The sequence below is a fragment of the Fibrobacter sp. UWH4 genome, from assembly GCF_900142475.1.
Classification (GTDB): domain Bacteria; phylum Fibrobacterota; class Fibrobacteria; order Fibrobacterales; family Fibrobacteraceae; genus Fibrobacter.
In genome coordinates this window covers 545,536-567,388 of record NZ_FRAY01000001.1, presented here as the reverse complement: position 1 = coordinate 567,388, position 21,853 = coordinate 545,536, and the positions used below count along the sequence as shown (strand labels likewise).

The following is a 21,853-nucleotide window of genomic DNA, read 5'->3' as shown; positions in this document are numbered from 1 at the left end:
ATCCGAGGAGGTACACATGCCACGATTCATGTCGCCATTGCGACCGCGCTACATGCGTTCCCCATCGGACATTCCGAAAGAAGGATTGCATATACAATCCATAACGGCGACACCCGAAGCGCCGAAATTTTCGTCCGAAGCGAATACGGCTTCGCTGAATGCCGCGCAAGAATCGCCCGAGCCGCAGGAACCCGAATATCCTGAAATCGTGTGCGTATCCGAAGGCACGTTCCGCCAGATTCGCGACGACAGCCTGGTGCTGCTTTCGCAGGGAATTTCACACCGACTCTTGCGCAGTATCGAAGGCCCGTTCCTGATTTTGGTTTTGCCCGAGCATGAGGCGCGAGCACGCGAGCAGTTGGAACTGTACCGTAAAGAGAATCCGCCCAAAGAAGAAAACCCACCGATTCCCTTGAGTTTTAGCCTGCAGCCGCTCTGGGTTTTGCTTGCGCTCTTGATTGTCACGCTGATTGATTTTACAGACGCCATGAACCTGCATACGCCCGGCATTTCGGATGCAGCCAAGGTCCTTAAGGGCGAATGGTGGCGCTCGCTGACCGCGCAAACATTGCACGGCGACGTAAGGCACCTGGCCTCGAATTTAATTTGCGGCTATATCGTGATGAACATGATTACCTTCCGCATTCCGCTCTTGCGGCTCGCGCCGTTTATCGCGATTGCGTCAGCAATCGCGAACCTGTGCGTTTCCTTGACCGTACAGACGAGTTTCCGTTCGCTCGGGTTTTCGACATTCGTGTTCGCCGCCATCGGTTGCCTCAGCGTCATTGAATTTAGGCTCATGCCCAAGGAAACGCACGGCCTGCTTCGCAGGTTCGCGCCGCTCTGCGGCGCGGCATCGCTCGCCGTGTTCCTTGGACTTGGCGAGAACGCCGACATTCTCGGCCACGCCTACGGATTCGTTGCCGGACTTTTCTGCGGATTCATTCCCAGCAAAAAGGCGCTCCGCTGGGGAACGCCGCTTGCTACCGCCGACGGAATCGGCCTGCTCATTTACTACGCGCTATACGTAATCGCGTGGAAAATTGCGTTGGCTTAAACGCCGCCGTCGCTAAAGCCCAATGAATCTTCGAGCCAGGTATCGGTGCGCTGCACCGAAAGGCGGCTTTTGTAAGCCTTGCGCCCCGCACGCTGCTGCGCCCACTTTACCGAAAGCGCCGACAGCGGGCCCATGTGCTTAAAAAGCGTCACCATGGTATTCGGCAAATTGCGACGCAAAACATCGTCTTCAAAAGAAGCATAATGGCTCACGCTGCCCGGGTCGCCCTGGCGCGCCGAACGTCCAAAAAGCTGGCGGTCAATTCTAGAAGACGGATTGCATTCCGTTGCAATCACATGCAGGCCACCCAGCTTTTTGACGCTATCCGGAATCTTGATATCGGTACCGCGCCCCGCCATATTAGTTGCCACCGTAATGGCCCCGAACTTGCCTGCATCGGCAATGATGGCCGCCTCTTCTTCACTGCGCACGGCATTGATGATTCGACAGTGCAGGCCTTCGTTTTCGATGCTCTTGCCCAGGATTTCGCTTTCGTCGATATCCTTGGTGCCAATCAGAATCGGCCGCCCTTTTGCATGCATGCGGACAACCTCTTTCACAATGGCGCGGCGCTTGGATTCTTTAGAGGTAAACGTTTTAAGGTGCGAAATTTTGCGTTTGCTTTTGCGGTGATTCGGAATGCTCACCACCGCGGCCCCGTAAATCGTCCAGAATTCAGCGGCGGCCTCCTTGCCCGTACCTGTCATGCCCGAGAAATTCCTGTACAACCTAAAGAAGCGCTGAAAACTCATGCGGGCTTGCGTTTCTTTAAGGCCCGAAAGTTCCAGGTTTTCCTTGATTTCAATCATCTGGTGGAGCCCGCCGTTCCATGAGCGCATGGGCATTTTACGGCCCGTCGATTCATCGACAATCACCACCTTGCCCTCTTCGACAACGTAATGGCGGCCCTGTTCAAAAAGTTCGCGAGCCACAAGGGCCTGGCGCACCAAATCTTTAAGGAACCCCGCACGCGAAAACGCAGTCGATTCCTGCATGTCTTCGAGACGTTCGTCAAAATCTACAATAAAACGGACCGTTCGATTCCTGTAGTCCACCGCGTAGTCTACATCGCGGCGCAACTTGGTCGAAATCGCATACGCCATTTTGCAAGACTCATTAAAGTCAGCATTTTCTTTTTCACTCGAAATAATGAGCGGAGTCACGGCCTCGTCAATCAGTACGTTGTCGGCCTCGTCGACAATCGCCGTACAAAGCCCGCGCTGCACCAGGTTCTGCGCCATCTGTTCAAAATTCAGGACAGTCCCGTTCGCAAGGCGCTTTGCAAAACTCTGGTAGCGACCCATGGCAATGCGGTCGCGCAAAAAGTCCGCCAGCACCTCTTTCGCCGTAGAATACGTGACGTCAGCCTCATAACCTGCCCGGCGTTCTTTAGGCTTCATACTTCCCGTAACAGCGCCCACCGTCACGCCGCAAAAAGAATAAAGCGGTTGCATGATTTCGGCATCGCGTGCGGCCAAGTAATCGTTTGCCGTAATCACATGGCAAGGGCGTTCGCTCCAGCCGCGCACCGTAGCGCACATGGCAGCAGTAACCGTTTTGCCCTCGCCCGTCGACATTTCGGCAATATAGCCCCGATACAAGGCGAGCGCACCGGCAAGTTGTTCAACGTACGGTCTGTAGCCAAGTGTACGTTTGACCGATTCCTGAACCAGCGCAAAAGCGGTCAGCAAGGTTTCTTTTTCAAAGCGGCATCTTAACTGCTGACGAACCGTATTCATGCGGCTTTGAAGCAGCGAATCACCAAACTTGCTGTACTTAAGACTTTCCTTATCGATTTTGATTGCATCTTTCAACAAGCGAATCAAAACACCATGGCGACCCTTGAAGCGGCCAACCATACGGTAAAGTAACGCATCGAGCCCCGTAGGAATCTTTTTCACTTGCTTACAAGTCGTCAGGCGATAGTTGTCCGTCAGGTTCATAAATTAAATACACCTAATCATCAATAGATTGCTTCGTCACAAAGTTCCTCGCAATGACGTTACCATTACATCCTGTAGTACTTTTGCAAAGCCTGACGCACTTTGCGAATCCCTTGCATGGCAAGTGGCGATTCACCCAAGTCAAACCGGATTTTACCCGTGCGCCCGTGGCGCTTGAGCATGGCAAGTAAACTATCATTCAACTGCGCACGCACGATATAGACCGGTTCTACCGTCTGTTCGCCATTTTGCGCTTTGTTCATGCGGGTCTCGATTTCGCCGCCGGCAAGCCAGCCGAGTGCCGCCGAGGGCAAGTGATCACTTGCAGCAGGAATCGCCATGACTTTTTCCACCGGAATTTCGGTGAAAGCATCGCCATTCAAGCGCACCGACACCGACCGCGGCTTACCCGCAAAAAGCCTGGAGACCTCTTCTTGGCTAACCACCGCCAAGAAATCAAACGCACTTGTATCGAGCAAAAGCCCGATTGAATCACCCTGGCGTACAAATCGATCCTTGTAATCATCTAAATCCTTAAGGTCCCAAATTCCACCAACAGGGGCAATTACAGCCAGCTTGCTGCGATCTTCTTCGAGTTTTTCCAACTCTTGCTTGAGTGCCCCCATTCGCTTTTCAATCGGCAACATGTTTTCGGGAGCTTTTTCCAGCGCCTGGTAGTAAGACTGCGTCGCCTCGCGCAGCTGGGCCCGCTTTTCTTCGAGCTGATATTCCAGTTCCTGATTCTTAAGCAGCATGAGCGTATCGCCCTTATGCACAAGACCGTCGGCATAATGGTAAACACGTTTCACAATTCCGCCCTCGCCCACAACCGCATTTTCGTATGTGCGAGCCTCCATAACGCCCGGTGCCTTGAACGTATCGGGCACAGGAAAGTTAAACAAGAACGCAAACACGCCGCCAAAGAACAGGACCGTTAAAATCACCGCCCGCGAACGCACCAAGGCAAGTCCCGGGCTTGCAAAGATATACTTGAGAAAGCGCCCCACCGGCATAATCACCATGGTCAAGCACAGCAGAATACCCATAAAGAACGAAAGCAACAGGTAGTGCTGCGAAATCGCCACAATGAACCCCGTAAACAAGAACACCCTGTACACGGAACTGCAAATGCCGTAAAAGAAATAGACGACCCTTTCGCTCCAAGTTTCGGCGACAGGCTCGGCATCGCGCTTAAAGAATATATAGCGTTCCAACAAATACTTTAAATGCTGAACGGAGCGTTGCTGCAAATTGGGCATATCCAGCAAGTCCGTGAGCATGTAATAACCGTCAAAGCGCATCAGGGGGTTAATGTTAAAGAGCACCGTCGACACAGACGCCATGATAATGACGTTGTACGCCAGGTTCTTTAAAATGCCGCCACCCAGATTCGCCCATAAAATCAAGGCAATCGATGCAATAAAGAATTCCGTGAGCATGCCCGCGGCACCCACCAGCATTCGTCTCGATTTTTTTCGGAACGACCAGCTTGCCGTGGCATCTACATACGGGAGCGGAACAAGCAGCATGAACATGACGCCCAGCGTATGCACCTCGCCGCCGTATCGCTTGACAACACTCGCGTGCCCGAATTCGTGCAAAAGCTTGACGAATACCGTACACACGTAAACCCAGCCTATGTTCGACGGAGACAAAAAGCCCTGCGCGCTGTCTTTTAGGGTGTCAAAATTTTCGACACCGTACTTGGCAGCCACAATCACCGTCAAAAGCCACACCAAGGCAAACGGCTTGCTGATAAGGCAAGCAATCAGCCAGCGCAACTTGTTCAAAAGGGCATCGGGGTCGACCAAGGGCACCTTCAAAAAGAAGATGTTCAAAAGCGACGCCTTCACCTTTTTGCGGTTCTGCTTTTGGTTTCGTTCGAACAGCTTTGCACCATCTTCGATTCCGTCGTACATGAGCATGTTCGACTGGTACAACTGCGCAAGCATCTCTATGACCTCACCCTGCCCCGGGATTTCGCCCGTGGCGGAGTTCAGCATACCGTTCCACACCTCGCCTACCGTCTTGTTTATGCTCAGGCGCGAAACAAATTCGTACGCCCCCTGCGGCAAGCGGTAAAACTTATTTGTAAACGGTTCATAAAGAACATACCACACCACCCCCCGGTAAACCTGGCGGTGCACCCGGACACTCGCCCGGAGGGCAATCTTGCTCTCCGAAAGGCGGTACCAGGATTCGTGGAAAATCTTGCGCTGTTGATCGAGAATCATGGACTATACTAGGAATTTGTCACAGTCGCTTTGAAATTAAGATCTTCTTCGGATGAAACCAACAGAACAATCTTGTGTTCACCATCGACATTTGCAGAATCAGGGATGTCAATATTTTTGCAGTTCTCAGTGAACGTCACAAGTTCTGCATGATCATTCCAGCTTACCAAAAGTGAATGATTCAAATTATCGCCATTCAACAGATCCACTTGAAGAAGGACATTCGGTTGATACCAAGGATTACCTTCCAACCAATCCGTCAAGACCAACATGATAGTTTCGCCAGCCTCGATAGAAATGTCGCGGCCCTGATCCTTCTTATCGAGAACAATCTGTCTAATAACGCCGTCATCCTGAGTCAATTCTTCTTCAGGCTGAGAGTCATCAACAGGCTGTTCGTTGTCATTCACCGGCTGATTATCATCGCCATGATTGTCGCCATTATCATCTTGATTTTCAAATGCACTCGGATCATACAGAACGTCGGAACTGGTTTGGCCTTCAATCAGCAGGTTACTACCTTCGTTATCAACGATATTGTCCATGCGGCCCGTATTTTCGGTATCAACAGGTTCCTTGATTCCTTCAATAGAACCGCGGGCACTATTGTTGTTGCTATACCAGCCCCAACCATACTGACCCCAGCCCCAGTAGCCATTGTTCTGGTTGCCCCAGTTAGGATCATACTTGCGCTGAATGGTTTCAACTGTAACATTGTCATGACCAAGGTAATCTTCCTTAGTAGAAGTATCGATTGTATGGTCGTCCAACGTGATTTCGTTACTCGGAGTAAACACGCCAATCGGGTTATTGTGTTCCATCATCAAGTTGGCATTGTCACCGACAACAACGTCATCGGCAGCACCCGTCTTGATTGTATCGGCATCTTCACCACCCACAACCACATCGCGGTCCTTTCCGGTGTAAATGATATCACGCGTATCAACCTTAACAGCATCGTCATGTTTAATTGCCATAGAGTTGGCTGAAACGACACGGTTCTGGAAGTCGTTGATATGTTCACCGACGCCATACGGAATATCGAAATCGAATTCGAGATAAGCGTCATCACCATAGACAAGATCCTTATCGTGATCACCGCCAATCGCAACATTCGCTCTCACCTTTTCGCCATCATTATTGGTCTTCGGATTACCATCTTCATTCAGTTCAAAGCGCCCCTTACCCGTCACAATCTGCACAGCAGTAATCACGGGCAGGTTCTTCGGCCACTGATCAGAACCAGGAATATGATAATTCTTGATATGCACCGTAAATTTATCGCCGGTAACACCACGGAATACAACATAGTTGCCAATCATTTCGACACGGGGAGTAACGCCGTTTTCAGCAACCACGCGAGCCTTATCTGCATCAGTGCAAGTGGCTTCACGGTAATCACCATCAAAGAAGTGACCGACCCAATCGTTCACATAACGATGTTCACCCGCATAGTCGCCATACGAATCGGAGAATACGTCATAAACGAAGTTGTAGGTATCTGAATTGTCATTATCGCCGCCCAGGTAAACATAGACATCATAAGTCTTTTGATCACCCTTAGTTTCGCCACTTTCCTTACGGGCAAGATAATTATTCAAACCAGACAGTTTAAGAACAATCTCTTCTTGAGAGTGCAGCGCCAAGGAAAAATTGAAGATCTTAGAATTAGCAGTATCGCCATCCAGTTCGGCAACATTTTTCTGTGTATAGGCAGAAAGTCCCAGAGGATTGTTATTCTGCTCACTGCGACCGTACAGGTCGACATTCACACCATCAACCGTAGCAAACGTATTGAACGCATGGTTATTGGCAATTGCGTTAACTTCTTCCTCATACAAGTTCTGAGTCCAGCCGGCCTTAGTGTCGTCGCACATCAAGACACCACGATCATTGCGATAGAAGTCGTGCCAATCGTCATCGACAACAACACCAGCCGCAACGCCATGAGCTACGCGTGCATCGTCACCGCTATTATTGGCGGTAAAGTTGAAGCTCAAGATATCCAGATTGTCAAGCTTGACCTTATCCGTATTCTTGTTTGCGTCATTGTCCTTCACGGCCTCAAAGCGGCCTGCGGTTTCTTCGGTACCATCATCAACCTTGACATCACCGGAGAAGATAACATCGTTACCGATACCGCCCACCACAACGTCGTTGCCATCACCAGTACGGATTGCATCATCGTATGTTGCAGCAAGATTGCTTGCAACAATGGATTCAGCCTTGGTAAGCGTCGTTGCCGTATCCGGGTTGTTATCACGATCAGCAAACAGCAACTTAGCATTATCGCCATAAACGACATCATTATCGTCAATGCTATAACGTTCGTCACCATAGGTTACAATGACATCTTTACCGGTACCGCCGACAACAATATCGTCACCGCCATTCGTATCAACCACGTCGTTTCCACCATAGTCAATATCGGTCGAAACAGCTACATCTTGCTTATGCAAATCGCCCCTAATCTGAAGACCCGCAATTCCCGGCAGATCCTTGCCGTTATAGCTGTAAGGATGCAGACCATCTTCAACCGTTATGATAATGCGATCTGCAGCAAACTGTTTGCCTACCTTAAAGACAACATAGTTCTGAACAACATTTTTATCATCAGATTTCACAGCGTTAATGGCGCCTTGAACAGTCTCGTTGTTACCTTTGACAAGAGAGCCACTAAATGTCTTTCCAGCCCTATCATCAATATAGTACGACTTCGTAAACTTACCATCTTCCGTAGACAAAGTAATCTTACGAACACTTTCGTTTGCAGAAGAATGGGAATCCGGAATATCGAGATAAACAATGACATCGTAGCTTTCGTAATACTGAGCAAGACCATCGACAGACACTTCCAAGAGGCTGCCGCACTGCTGGTTCGGCGCAGTAGACATAAGGCCCGAATTCATCAAGATCGTATTTCCGTCGTCACCATTGAGCCAATGGTTGTAACCTTGCAGGTTAATACGGGAATCCGTAGACGTGTTACGATGATTTTCATGACCGCCGTAGCTTACGCTAATAGCGCTTGCACGGGTACCGTCATCAAAGCGGACAATTTCATTGTCATTATTACCGTAAGTCCCGGACAAAAGACCCGAAATATTATTCCAGTTCTTAGCGGATTCTACACCAGCTTCCATTTCCGGGGTAATTTTCTTGTCGGAATCACCCGTAAAGTTGAAGCTCAGAATAGAAGTATCAGAGATATTCTTTTCTTCACTGGAATTACCCGTCTGGAAAGTCGGAAGTTTGGTATTCAACTTTTCTTCGACCATCTTGTAATTTCCACGGAAGGACGCATAGGCATTATCGCCGAACACAACATCCTTGCCGGAGCCAGCCACAATCAGGTCTTCATTATTTTCGTCAACAGAGGTCGTTTCCCATTCTCCAGACTGCTCATTCTTAACGAAATCGAAGTCTCTAGACTGGGAATTCAAACCGCCCAAGATAACGTTGTCGCCGCCGCTTGTCTTAATGACATCGGAACCCGCGCTATTACCATCAAGATTACGGCCCTGGTTGCTCACCAAGAGGGCTTCACGATTGCGGTCCACATAAGCTTCGCCACCATCACCGACAATAATATCGTTACCATTGCCAGTAGCAATCCTGTCGGAAGCGGTACCGCCAATTACAACATTCTTTCCATCCTTGGTTGTAATCGTGTCCGTATCGCCATCTGCATCAAACGTAGACTGCACATAGTTCAGGTAAGTCTTGGTAGAATCACCATAAACATGATTAACCACATCGCCAGAAGCGTTCTTGACCACAACACTATTAGCAAACTTGACTTCGCCATTATCACCAACAGCAACGTTATCAGAACCATTCAGGGAAATAGTATCGGCACCGGCACCGCCAAGAACCACATTTCTATCGCCATTGGCGATAATCGTATCGGTTCCGCCAACCTTTTCACTTACAGAATGGATATACTTGGGGTCACGCACCACACCGTCGGTCTGATAATAGTTGGTAACGGGAACATCCTTTCCGTTGACTTTCTGGGTCTTTGCCGAAGGAGTCGTGTAATCGTACTGGTCCAAGACATCATCTTTGGTAATAGACGAATCCACATCCAGCGAACCCAGGCGGGTAACCACCTCACCCTTTTCATTCTCGTAAATCACCTGACCACGGTCACCAAAGGCGATTACGTTCGTATTGACCTTGAGTGTATCGTTACCTGTTCCGCCAATTACAACCATGCCTTCGCGAGTCACCTTGGACTTGCCATCAGCATCATTGTCACCCATAGCATTAATGGTATCATTACCGCTCTGTGCGTTTACAACCAGCAAGCCATCGCCCGTATAACCATTCGCCAGATACATCGAAACGATTGAAACTCCCAGTGCCACAGGCGTTAGCGCACGCTTGAGCAAAAGCATCTTCGTAATATCGTATGCATCCAACACAATTTCACGACGTTGAAGCGTACCATCAGAAAATTCGACGTTCAAGAAGACCCTATTTCTATCAATTAGGCCATTCTTTTCAGCCGTAGCATTGGCATTCTTAACACTAGTCAATGTAGCAGCAGACTTGCCTTCACAGAAAGTTAAGCCAGACACATTGTACGCAACAACGTTCTTTATAGAGCCATTATAGTTCGTCGCAGACAGATTTTTCAATGTCGCAATCTTATCGGACTTTTCTTCGGCATAGCTGTGCACATTGACGGTATCGCCGCCCTTACCGCTATTCACCACCGTAAAGGTCTGGAAGCCATCTTCACGATAGACAGTCTTGTGTACATCAACTCGGTCTACGCCTTGGCCCAGATTGATTTCGGCATACTCCATATTGCCCAAATTAAACTGGTTCGTGACCGAAGCCCCGGCATCCTTATGGTCCAAGCGCAGGGAATGCTTATCGGAATCACGCCATTCCGTATCGGCCTGTTTTACGACATCTTCTGTCTTTTGCAAAACCGATGCAGAATCAACATCCTTGGCGATAAGGATATTGTCAAATGTGGCCACATCGTTCAAGGCGTTAAGGTCATTTTGCACACCGGCCTTAGTATTATTACGGTTGTTTACAAAGATTCGGTCCTTGCTGTTGCCTTCATCGAACTTGGCAGCCTCTTCTTCAGCAGCTTTGCGTGCGGCCTTATCAACATCACTAATACCATTCTGTTCATCGTCACTACCTTCTGTATAATCAGGTATTTCACCATAATGAATCATCAGAAGGTCATGATCGCCGAGGGAAGCTTCCTTTCCAGCACCATCTTCATACATGGGGCCCTTGATATCAGCAATGGTATCATCTGTGAGACGATCCTTAATATTTTGAGTTGAGGATTCCTTATAAGAATCTAATTCATCTTTAATTGTAACAGATGTGGAATTTTCGTGTTCTGTCCATGCCAAGTACAAATTACCATTTATCTGTATCGGTTTACCCGTACTCACACTACAGATAATTATTTGAGTACCAGCGGTTTCATAATAATAGCTATAGTTACCAGCATTATTGCGTTGCGTTTTTGGAACAATCACGCACGCATTTTCATCATCATATTGTCCTATGGATTTATCAAACGGAACATATATCAGATGAGCCGTCATGCCATCTGTACTATTCGCCATTTGAACAACACTCGATTCTTCAACATAAACCGCATCTGATTTGTAATTGAAATAGAATTTCGTTCCAACTGGCCAGCAGGCTGTAGATACCACAGGATTCCCACTTTCATCAACACCATTAATCGGCATGGTTTCGCAATTAACAGTCAATGCATTATTAGATTGATTTCTCGTCAAATCACTTACAGGAATTGTCACCGGAGATCCATCATGCACGAGCCATGCCACAATATCTTTTTCTTCAGGCAAAGCCTTCAAGTAACAAGTCAACGACTTTTGAGCAACATCAGTACTCGTCAACAAATATTCATCTGTTACAGAGAACTGGTTCGTAAAGCCATTTGAATTATCCAACTCATTAAAGAAGATCAATGCATTTTTACAATCTTTCAAATTAGAAAGCGTATTATCCCCTGTGGCATCTGTTGCAGTTGATTCAATCGTCACATTATGCAACAGCGAGAAGTAGTCATCACCTTCACGAACACTGTCGCCAAAAGCAACCAATTTTACATCGGCAAGGGAATTCCATGCTAGCACATTATTAGAGTTATCAGCACTAGCCGCAAATTTATAAGTTATAGACTTGCAATAGCATTCCACACCATCTGCATTGTTATAAGCAAGCCAAATTCCACGATCACCACGTTCTAAGGCTTCAGAGGTCTCACCAGGAGCAAAAATCGTTACAGAAACAATTTCACCAGCCTTTGGTGCCTTATCCAGTTTAATTTTATAAACAGTCTTACTTACACCATCTTCATCAAGAGTACTCTTGGCAAGTTCTAGTTTATTTTTTCCATCGGCACTGTAAAAATCAACACCAATTGCATTCGGATCAGAATTTTTACTGTTTGCAGTAATATCAGGAACTTCTGCCGTTCCAGCACCACCATTGTAGAAACTATCATTCCCCTTATTGCCGTACAGCTTGGTCACTTCATTTTCTACAGAATCAAGCACATAGAAAGAATCATCACCATCGCCACCATAAACATTCTTATTCTCAATGCTTACGGACAAGATGTCTATTCCATTACCGAGAACTTTCCCCTGAGAAAGCACAAATGTATCATCACCATCACTGCCGATAATGCTCATCTTATCAGTGTCTGCTCCACCGATCAAAGTAACTGGACCATTTTCAATAATTGATTTGGTTCCATCATCATGTACTTCTTGGAACAACGCCACATTGAACGTATCTTTACCAGCACCACCAGCAAGCGAAATGGCGGCCGTATTATGGAGCAGGTTGAAGGTATCATTACCCTCACCACCAACAATCGACGTGGAATGTTCAACACCATTGCTTAAATATCCCTTAGCGTTTTTCGTGGTTTCAAAAGAATCCTTCGGCAATACATTACTATTCACATCGCCACTTTCACGGACGGAATTGAACATTTGACCAACTGTAATGTAATCATTGCCTGCACCAGCATCAATAGAAATCGTAGACAACGTTCCATCAATAGCAATATTATCGTTACCAGCACCAGCATTCAACGAAATATTTTCAATTCCATAATAAGCATCGTCTTTTTTCCAGAAATTGACTCGTTGAATTTGAGCATCCTTTTGCGATGGTAATTTCGCAACAAAGCCAAGATTTTCCGTTGATGCACGAATCAAGAAATCATCCGCATTGACTGTACCATCAATAATCATGGAATCTTGTTTATCATTTTCGCCAGAATCCATCACATTGGTGTAAGCCAAGTTTCCATTATCCATCATCTTGACTTTGTATGTGTCTTCACCACTCTGTCCGTCAACAATATCACTGCCGTTTCCTGCCATAATGATATCGTTTCCACCCTTGTCCACAGCTTTTGTAAACGCGGTATAATCGAACTCTCTAGCAAATTTGCTTATACTTTGTCCAAATGTTTTGTTCTGATTATCATCGGAGGGCTTACCTACGAAAAGATCCGAAGTTTCTTTACCATTTTTTCCATTGAAGCCATCATCGCCGAAAACAATGTCGTTATCGGCACCGCCATCAAGAGTATCGTCGCCTTGGCCACCATAAATCACATCTTCGCCAATGCCACCATCAACATAGTCGTTTCCGGCATCACCATCAATCAAATCATTTCCTGAGCCACCGTAAATTCTATCATTTCCACCATTATCACCATTATTTTGTCCATTATCACCAAAGATAACATCTGAGCCGTCGCCGCCATAAATCACATCGTTACCAAACTGCGAAACAGCAGCTTCTGTATAAGAGAAAGAACTTATATTTTGGGGCGCTATAGAAACACTATTAAACGACAAACCCGTCCTCAATGTTTCTGGAATGTATCCTGTCCGGAAGGTCTTTTTGATAAGGTCATTGATGCCCTGCGGAAGCGCGTCGCCAAAGACGACATCAACGCCTTCACCTGCATCAATTTCGTCATCACCGGCACCACCAGAGATTAAGTCTTTGCCGAGACCTCCAAAAATGAAATCTCTATCGTTGCCACCACAAATGGTATCATCTCCAGCACCACCCATGATATAATCTTCACCCGAACGACCATATATTATATCATCGCCGCCATTTTCAAATATATCATATCTATCCGCAATGCCATTGATATACCGGCCACCATCGCCAAAGATAACGTCTGCCCCCAAACCACCAACAATTATATCGCCGCCAGCACCACCGAAAATCACATTTTTCTTGGTTCCATTTGCAACAATCTTGTTGATTTCTGCAGAGCCATCGTCAGGGTAAGACTCAGCGCAAAGAACATCTCCTATTTTCTCCTGATCATCCTTTTTATATTGCAACGGAAGCACCGTTTCTCCAAACAAGAAATTACGTCCACTTGCACCATAAATAATATCAGCACCTAAACCACCAATTACAACAGCAATACAAGAATCATTTAAAGTAACCTTACTTAAATCGATTTCATCATTGCCTGTTCCACCATCGATAATGATATTAAACTTAGCAACGGCACTATTTTCCGTTTCAAATTTTATAACATCATTATGTTCACCGGCATAAATATAAAGACTACGGTTTTCCCCAATTGTAACAGATTGAGTTTTGCCATTATAGGTAACATCAAATGACGTTGCTGATTTAACTTTTATCGTTACTGAATCAGCATTATCACTTAAATCACCTTTATTTCTTTTAGCAGCATAATCGCCAATATTGATATATACATCGCCATTTTGTTCCGTTGTCAATACCGGTTCATCAGCATCTCCTCGATCGGTATTGAACAATTCTATGGCGCCACTCTTCCACAAATTAAACTTTTCACTTCCAATAAAATAATTGATGTATGCAAAAGCCTCAATTTCCATCGTTACAGAGGCATCAAAAATTGTCAACGGGTTCAGTGAAAGATTGCGAGCCAATTCCTGCAAACGAATCTTGCCATCATTATTGGGATCATCAAAATTCAAATTCAGATCCAAATCAACACCGACATTGATCCCTGCAATACCACCAACACTTGCGCCAGCCGTAATTCCCGAATGGAATATAACTTCAGCAATATCAACGCCGTTTTCATCATAATCATTTATATAGAAGCCATCCATCAAGGCCCAGAAATCCTTGAAGTGACTATCTTTCCATTTTCCGAATCCTAAGGTATCGCAACCAAAGGCAAGCTGGATATCAGCACCGAAATTAAAGCCAATATCGGCACAGAGCGGTCCGACAATTGGGAAATTCTTGCCCCATTGCGTTTCAAAGACAAGCGGTTGCATTCTATATGTCACAAGGTCTGCATGTTGACCAAGCAGCAACTTAATAACTTGTTCTGCTGGACTCTGAATAATTGGGAACGCCCAGCCATATGTACCATTATTTTTCCCGAATAATTTTTCCGTTTCACTCACATTGTGAGCTTCATCCGCCGCATTGGCTGTTGGGTCTGAACCAGGTTTTAAAGAAATACTTCCAACATTAAAATCAATGAGGCCATTTAATTCCTTCGTAAAGTCAACAGAAGCACCGACCAATTCCAAACTACCAAGGTCAAGTTTCTTCAAATTCAAATTCTTGTAACTTGATATCAAATTGCCAATTTGAACAACATCATCTAAGAAGCCCAAATCAACTTTACCCTTTGCAAATGACTTTACTATGTCTAACATTTTTATATGCTTTGCACCAACAGGCAATTTATTGATAACAGGAATTTCCATTTGTAAGAAATCAATAAGCGGTTGCAAGGGTTCCACAACCTTCTTAATTTTTTCTAACATCGGACCGAGGACTCTATCAGCAAAGCTGCCTGCATCTAAGTAAATACTGTTAAAACCAAGCGAATTTAATTTACCAGCAATATTGCCATATTCTGCAGACCATTTCATTTCGAAATTAGCCCCAAGTTCCGGGAATCCAATTGAAACTCCCGTTGAACTCAAATCCAAGCCTAAAGTTAATTTCGCCTCAAAGTCAACATTTCCCGTTAGGTTCGCCTCAACAGAAAGCGCCTTGCCTAAATCAGAAATCTTTATTTTAGAATCCTTACCTTTATCGGTACGTTTATCGTCCACTAAGCTATCAGAACCATTCTTACCATCATTCAAATCAACACCCAAACGCAAGGTTTGTGCGTTTGACAACACTTTAACATCAGCGTTCAAAAAACCAAGCGAGGCATTAGCTATAGCAGTCGGTGTAATTGTCAGCGTAAGCTCAATATCATCACCTGTCATCTCGTAACGATCAACATCATTACTCGTCTTATCATCAGAATCGGAATCTTGGTTAGCCTTTACCTTAAATCCATCCGCTTTTATCTTTTTTGACGAGTCATCGACATCGGTTCCATTTGAAAGAAGAATATAAGCACCTTCAGTTTTCGATATACCAAAGCCAATATTCCATTTCCATTCAAATTTTGTTTCTACACCACCTTCACCTCTTAAGCCCAACCCAGAAAAACCTATATCAAAATCACCATTTGCATTTAATGTATATTCGCCTCCAATACAAACATGCCATTCAGCACATCCTTTTTGAGCATCATAATTGTACTGAACGACACCATTATTTTCATCTCGCGTGAAATATTTATCAAATACAGAGCCGGCCCAAGCAATCTTACTGGATTCACTACATTTATCTAAATTCTTCAACAGATTTGCATTAGACAACATATCGTATAGGTATTCAGCAACTACACCCGCATCTAATTCATGATCTCCATAAACATACTTTCGGAACGGTTCAATAAATTTCGAATCCAATTCTGACAAGCAATCTGCACCAGCAACAATGGCATCTCCGACCATCGGAATTTTACGAATAGATTCAGAAACAAACGTCTTACTTACACCAAGTTGAGCCTTACGCAATACCGAACTCAAGCCATCTGCGACAAGCCTCAATTTTTGGAAAAACGAGAATTTTTCAAAATCAATATTCGCTGTATTAAGATTTAAAACAAGATTTCCTTTTTTTTCTTTAGCTGAATCGCTTTTTAAACCAAGTTTATCACATACAACATTGATATCCGTCAGACGCGCAATATCAAAAGTCCCAGATTGATTACTTTCATTTCCATCCCAACATTCAATAGTCGACGAATCATCGCCATACACGCCAAGTTTCACCGAGCCAACATTCAACCCAGCACATTCAACATGTAACTCGCCACCAATTCTAAAATCAGTCGTATTATCTAAGACAAATTTATCGTCTTTCAAATTAAATTTGAGATTCATGTGAGCCATCATATTCAAATAGCTCGGATTATCATTTGTACTCACGACCTTCAGCAGCGACGCACTTAATCCACCACCTGACACAGACAAATCAAACTTAAGCGGGTTTCCCTTCATGTAAACTTTAAAATCAACCGAAGAGGTATCCTTGATTTCAACATCAAGAAGAGATCCACCAGCATTTCTTGACGGTTTAACAATCATATCCAATATGACATGAACATTACCGTTTAAATACGCTTCTGCATTACCACCCACATAAACCTTATCGGATCCCAAAGCCAAGCTGCCTATGGCAACTTTATTACCACCAACATCTTTCGTCCAATCAAAAGAGACTTTAATACCCGTTCGTTCTATGGAGAACGCTAGTTTTGCACCAAGCGACTTTTCTAAGCGAGCACTCAATTCTTGCAACGTGGCCGGAGTATTACGTTGCAATTCACTAATCAGTTCCGAAACCTTTGCATAAATTCCCAAAACGTCCGTCGCAGATTTACCTAACAGCGGGATATTCTTTTTCAAGAATTCATTATCAACAATTTTATTGGTAAGAAAATCAGTCAACTTATCCGACACCGACAAAACGACATCAGACATTTGCAAGTTGGAGAACGATGAATAATAATTCTTTACCGAGCCATCAATAATATTAGGGCTGAACAACCATTCATTCGAGATATTATCAAAAGAGAACAGATTTGCCGATACAACCGTCCCCGTCATCCCAGAAGACAAATTTGCGTTCAAATCATTATTTGATAAGGAGTTATATGACCAAATCTTCTGTTTACTTGTCAAAAAATCATTCCAACTAGACGCCGTTTTTTTATAACCAGCCTCAAAATGGACTTTTCCTGTAAAATCTATGCCAAGCATACCCATATTCGCATGAGCACTCAAAGCACTTGGCTTAATCGTATCAGACATCAGCAATGTAACATTTGAGATCGCAACCAAAGGCTTTACAATTTTTTGTCTTTCCGTTTCAGACGTAGAAGAATCAACGCCATCATTCAAGCCTAAAGCATCAACTAGCGTAAACCCATTCAAGCCTTCAATCTTTTTTAGCTTTTTAAACGATGTTCCTGTGGAATCAATATCCACATCCTTCGAATACTTCTGTTTAATTTTTTTCTGAATAATCTTAACCAAATTCTCTATAGTCAAGTCATTACCAGCCCCATCATCTAGCGCATCATTTAGAGAATCATACAAACTAACATCATATATAGATCCATCGATATCCAAACGTATAGAATCAGACGACGAATTAACCGCAGTATTTTTTGCAAAACCAAGAGTATCTTCAGAAGCAGTCACCTTAAAAGACGGCCCACTGCACCTAAAAACTATTTTTTGCAAAGTTGTCTTTGTACTCAAGTTCTCCTCATGAACAATTTCAGCAACAACGGCCTGTTTCCCACTAGAAGCAACTAAAACATATCTAGACAACTTTTCATTTACAACTCTTGCTACATCATCTCCTGTATTGCAGGCGGCAAAATCTTCTGGTTCAAAATTAAGTACAAATGTTTTTACCTTTGTTGAGGTAGTCGAATAAGCATCCACTACAGAACTTGACATTTCAAAAGTCAATGTAAAAGGATTCGCCAACTCATTTTTTTCAACAACATGATTTTGTTCATTCCTATACAAAATCAATGTTCTACAAAGTTTACCACCTCCAAAAGTAGAAAAATCATCTAACTCATTCTGAATTAACAAAATAGGAGCGAGCCCATCCGGTTCTACAAACGAGACTTTAAATCCACTCTTGTTACTAAGAGTTCCTCCAATTAAGGAAACAAAATCTCTTTCTTTATATTTTTCTACTGTATAAGTATTCCCATCAATAGTTAACGAACTGCCGGCAATCAAGTTAAACAAATACGACTTTTCAAAAGATCGTTTCCCAAGGACTCCTATTTCCTGCGATTTTCCACTAACAACATTTATATCAACACTAATAGTTGGCGAAATTTCAAATAAACAGCAACCACTATTATGGTATACCGAAGCTGCAGAATCTTTTAACGACAAACCCGTAAGAATGTCTTGTGAAATCGAACTGTTATCAACAACGCCTTTCTTAATAGATACATTTTGACTTTTTTTGCCATCACTCAACAATATTTCGATATCTTCAGAAATTTCTACATCAATTTCTTCAGCAATAGCTCTAGTTGCAACAACGGCATATGATTTTCCCAATTGAGAAAGGGTTTCAGATTTACTTGAATCGTAATTTAAGATATTCTTTAATGTTGAGTCTTTTTCAATTATCAAACGGCCTTGATTCGTTAAAGCAATATCCATATTAAAGCACAGCAGCGACGAATTCTCATAATCAAGAGCATTTTTGTCAACCACAGACAAGCCAATTTTATCCAAATACGTGCTATTCTTTCCGTTAACAATTTGTTTCAAGAAATAGTTCGACAAACTAACCTTAGATGTATTGCCCGAAAAAATTAAAAAAGGAATATTTAAAGTATAATCTCCATTACTTTCTGATATCGTTGCATGAATTGGAGTCAAAGGAACACCACACCCCGTATTCCAAATATTTGACAATTCTTGCAAACGATTCATCAATTCCTGCATCGATTTCGGAGGATACTTGATTATTGGATCAAACATCGTTGAAAAATTAATCAAGGATGTTGACTTTTGATCTAGCATTCCGTCAAGAACATCATTTTTTAAAAGATCATCATTTTTTAAAGCCGCCATCGACAAATCGTGTAACATATCATTTAATGTATTAAGCACATCACCCATTTGAACATGCTTAATCTGCGACAACAAAGTATCGTTCACGCCCCATGAAGCATTGGATAACGACGAAATTCCTACGCCGTTCAAGCACAAGTCCGACGGGCTATTGAGAGTCAGATTATTATCCAGCAAGCCATTCGCATTATCTAAAGCGAAATTCAAATCAACATTATAAGCCTTCTCGTATTTCGGTGTTATATTTTGTCCACCAACAAACGAGCCTACAACAGAAAAATCAGGTAAAGTTTCATCTGTATCCACTTTAGACAACAAGCCCAATGTTCCTAATTTCGCATCAATTTTACCAGCACCTTGGTCCTGCTTAAAATGTAACGCTGTTGCAGCGGCAAATTGTTGTTCAATACCATTTTTTACATCACCATCAATTTTAAACGACCACTTATAACGATTTTCCTAAACATAACTATCTTCAAACTTTACATCCAAAAGGGTTTCTTCACTTACTTCAGGAACTATCTGACTATTCAGACTTTGTTCAACAGAGGTCCTGTTTCCAGAAAATTCAACAACAATAGCTCCATTACCATCCTTGGCAAACGAAATGTTTACCGGTTTGGTTCTTGCATCAGTCAGTTTTGTATACAAATCATCCGTCGTAACCACAGCTGTTTTTAGTTTATTCTGATAAATTTGCCAGGAAGCATCCTTAGCACCTTTGGCAGCCTTAATTTCTTCTGGCGTTGATTTCGAAGACTTCAAGAGAGTTTCATAAACGATTTCCGCATTTTGATAAGCTAAGCATTCTGTAGCACACGCATCTTTACGACATTCTTCAACACATTTTTCAATATAATTATGTATATTTTTAAAATCATTTCCAAACTTCAAACTAGATGCCATACTTTGGGCACCAATCAAATCCTTAATTTTTACAGATTCAATCTTATCTCCATCAATTTTCTTTATACCTTCGAAAACATCATTTTCTCCAGCCGCAGAACTAGCACAAATATTATCAACAAAAGAATTCATCTGCGTTGATTGAGTTAGGGCATTTTCGGCCAACCAATTATCCGCGGACGCATCCATCATCAAACGAGGCTCAAGAGCTTCGATTTTGTAGTTCTTGCGGGTAGAATTTTTCTTGTTTTTTTTGACGTTCTTCTTGGACATAATAACTCCCAATGGGCTATTTAAACACAGCCCAGTTTTTGTTTAAAATTAACGGATAATACTAAAGGATCAATAATCCTTTACGCAACGAATAGAGAACGCAGCTGTTTTAATAAATCTATTTTTAGAATCTCGCTGCAAATCCAAATCTGTTGCACGAACAAATAAGCCTTTATACAAGTTCGCTTTTTCATCGAACGACTCACCAGGAACCCAATGAAAAGCTTGTTTCATAATTTGAGAAAATTCGCCGTATTCATCATACAAACCTGCCGGCAAAAGAGAAAAACCTCTCGGATTTTTCATGATTCCATTCCAAACCTCCGAACTAAGATATTGACTACCATTCATCGCCCCATGCCCATTAATAGCAGCCACCCATTCACCACGATTCATAATATGCCAGCCTTCCGGGCAAATTCCCCGGTGGACAACATACTCCGAATTATTTGGTACAAGAGTATTCCTAGACTCATCCGTCGTATTCGGGCATTTATCACTTCCCATTTGAGAAGAATCACAAACAGCGGGGAAAGCCATAGCGGTAGCCCAGGTATAAAGCCCACCCCATCCATTTTCACAATACCAAGGATCGTCATCATAACAATATTTGGTCGAATCACCTTGTTGATTTCCACCAGAAATCATCTTACCAAAATTCAGATTTTCCGCAAAAAACGTGAGTGTATCAGTAACATCGTCATACAGACGAATCGTTTTGTATACATGATTATCGCGCGGATCAGTAAATTCACCATAGCTGAGTTTGGCATTAAACTGTCTGCTCATGTCATAATATTTGCTACTAGAGGACTCTTCAACAACGCTACTTGATGATTGGAGAACCCATACACCATTCTGACAAACATAAGTTTCCTTAGTAAAAAAATACCATTGTTCCAAACCTTCTTGATCAGGCGTACAAGTTTTAACAGAATCACTACTACTCGACTCTGCTACAGACGAACTACTATTCTTGCCACTTACAGAACTAGAGGATTTCTCTTCAATCGAGGAAGAAGACTTGTCCTTATCGGCGATCTTTTGCGAACTCGAAGAATTCTTAGAGACTTCACCGCTACTAGAGCTGGTATCGTCGCAGTCATCGCTCTGTTCCTCGCACTGGCGGATATCATCGCTACTGCTCGAAACTTCCGCAATCGGGTCAGGGTCAGTACTGCTGGAACCGCTGTCGCACGCAGTAAATACAGCAAAGACAAGAGCCATGGCAAGAAGTATGGATTCCCTACGCTTCGCTTCGAGAATGACAGGCCAAGAATGACGCAATGTAAAAATCTTCACAGAAGACCTCCAGTTGTAAAATCCCACCAAAACCTCCTAACCCAATCTAAAAATAGTAAAAAGTTCCCCAAAGTGGGAACTTTTAGTCGCAAAAAA

Annotated in this window: 6 protein-coding genes; 1 reads left to right on the top strand and 5 read right to left on the bottom strand. The window is 43.7% G+C overall.

Annotated features, from left to right (window positions below; all coding sequences use genetic code 11):
- Positions 1-16: 16 nt before the first annotated feature.
- Positions 17-1,057 (top strand): rhomboid family intramembrane serine protease, encoded by a 1,041-nt coding sequence (locus BUA93_RS02235; protein ID WP_072977026.1) that lies wholly within the window; start codon positions 17-19, stop codon positions 1,055-1,057.
- On the opposite strand, the gene BUA93_RS02230 is transcribed toward BUA93_RS02235, so the two are convergent.
- The 5 genes from BUA93_RS02230 to BUA93_RS02210 form a co-directional block, all read right to left on the bottom strand.
- Positions 1,054-3,000 carry a preprotein translocase subunit SecA gene (locus tag BUA93_RS02230; RefSeq protein WP_072977024.1) on the bottom strand — a complete coding sequence of 649 codons (1,947 nt, stop codon included), beginning with the start codon at positions 2,998-3,000 and terminating at the stop codon, positions 1,054-1,056. The two genes, BUA93_RS02235 and BUA93_RS02230, sit on opposite strands and share 4 nt — an antisense overlap.
- 65 nt (positions 3,001-3,065) lie before the next feature.
- Positions 3,066-5,234, bottom strand: a complete 2,169-nt coding sequence (locus BUA93_RS02225) for a hypothetical protein (RefSeq protein ID WP_072977023.1) — start codon at positions 5,232-5,234, stop codon at positions 3,066-3,068.
- 8 nt (positions 5,235-5,242) lie between these two features.
- Positions 5,243-19,600 carry a calcium-binding protein gene (locus tag BUA93_RS02220; RefSeq protein ID WP_072977021.1) on the bottom strand — a complete coding sequence of 4,786 codons (14,358 nt, stop codon included), beginning with the start codon at positions 19,598-19,600 and terminating at the stop codon, positions 5,243-5,245.
- A 135-nt stretch (positions 19,601-19,735) separates the two neighbouring features.
- Positions 19,736-20,455, bottom strand: coding sequence for an LEPR-XLL domain-containing protein (locus BUA93_RS02215; protein ID WP_139257678.1), 720 nt, complete (start codon positions 20,453-20,455; stop codon positions 19,736-19,738).
- A gap of 69 nt (positions 20,456-20,524) precedes the next feature.
- Entirely contained in the window at positions 20,525-21,757 is a 1,233-nt protein-coding gene (locus BUA93_RS02210; RefSeq protein ID WP_139257676.1) for an FISUMP domain-containing protein, read from the bottom strand.
- Between the last annotated feature and the right edge of the window lie 96 nt (positions 21,758-21,853).